1 protein-coding gene is annotated in these 1478 nt (G+C 43.0%); it reads right to left on the reverse strand.

Annotated features, from left to right (window positions below):
* Positions 1-191: 191 nt before the first annotated feature.
* Entirely contained in the window at positions 192-1289 is a 1098-nt protein-coding gene (locus J8X26_RS27190; RefSeq protein ID WP_208952628.1) for a site-specific integrase, read from the reverse strand.
* Positions 1290-1478 lie beyond the last annotated feature (189 nt).

Raw genomic sequence — 1478 nt, forward strand, 5'->3', positions numbered from 1 at the left:
AGGGTAAATTTCCGCTTTGAAATCTGCGATACCTACCAGCGTGTCTACGAAAGATGTTTTGAGAATTACGAATTGACCGAAGGCGCTATGTGCCGTCTGAAAGTCAGTCAGCAAACGCATGCCGCTGAATTCGTCTTGGTTTTTCATGTAATGATCGCTCATGTAAATAGCTGTTCATCCATACAGTATATTTAAATTTTCAACTGATCAACCGAAGACTTTAACTTGAGGCTCTCAAATTTATCATGAAGCGACTGAGGGTAGATTTCGCGATAGACACGCCACAGCACATCTAATGAGCGGTGTCCGGTGACTTGGGCAACTTCTTCTAAACTAAAACCAGCTTCAAACAATCTGCTGGCACCTTCCCGGCGTAAGTCGTGATATCTCAAATCAGAGATACCCAACTCGTCGCGGACAGCACGAAAAGTTTGAGTGATTGAACGGTCTCGGAAAGGGAATACCCGGTCATCAATTTTTGGTTGTTTCTTGAGAATCTCCCAGGCATTTCCCAATAGTGGGACAATCATGTGATTGCCTTCTTTTTTCCTTGGATCCTTCCTGTCTCTAACCAAAACAGCCTTTTGCACCTCATCAACATCAGACCACAATATCCGGGTGACTTCCCCGATTCTCATGCATGATAGGATTGAGAACTCGAAAATTTCAGCAAAGGGTGTTTTTTGATATGACGTCTCAGTACGAAGCTTAAGCCCCTTTAGAATCAGAGTAATTTCTTCTTTTGTCGGTCGGCGGTTTCTGGCATTAGCGACCCCGGTCATATTCATCAGTGACATCATGGTTTTTGCACTTTTGAAAGCGTCAATATCAACGTCAATATTGAATAGGGGTTTTGCGGCGTTCAGGACTGAGGCTATGCAATTGATGTCATGAACTGCCGTTGATGGCTGCACTGTCCGTAATCGGTAGGTGCAGTGGTCGATGTAGCTGCTGGATGTCAAAGCATCAACAGGGATATTCACTATTTCGCAGCGTTTAAGTATTTTAAAAACGTCGCCCGATGATCTTCCGACTTTAATATGCGGGTGAGCGATATACTTCTCAATGAGTTCGCCAAGGGTGATGGACTGTGACGTCTTGATTTTCTCATAGCCGTTTTGTTCTATATCAGCTACTCTTGCGACACCCCATGCTTTAGCAAGGCTTTGCTTAGTGAATGTTTTTCGTTCTCTGTGCAGATATTTACCTGATTCCTTAACGCCAACCGTGCAGCGATAGCGTAAATCACCGGAAGCGGTTTCTCTCTTTTCAATACTGTAATAAGCCATTCTATTATCCTTCGATAACACAGACCTTAGGGGGTGCTGTGCGGGGTGCCCATCAGAATAAAATAGCTTAAAATGTACGTATAATCACCATAAAAATACAGTATAAATGTACAGTGATTGAGGCAACTAATTGATTTAATGTTAATTTATAACCCCATCGAAATCTAAAATCATGCCATTTTGGCGGGG

This window comes from Rahnella sp. ChDrAdgB13 (assembly GCF_017655185.1).
Taxonomy (GTDB): domain Bacteria; phylum Pseudomonadota; class Gammaproteobacteria; order Enterobacterales; family Enterobacteriaceae; genus Rahnella; species Rahnella contaminans.

Bases quoted from the DNA above. Each gene is read 5' to 3' on its own strand.
- J8X26_RS27190 (WP_208952628.1), bottom strand. From the start codon at position 1,289: ATGGCTTATTACAGTATTGAAAAGAGAGAAACCGCTTCCGGTGATTTA.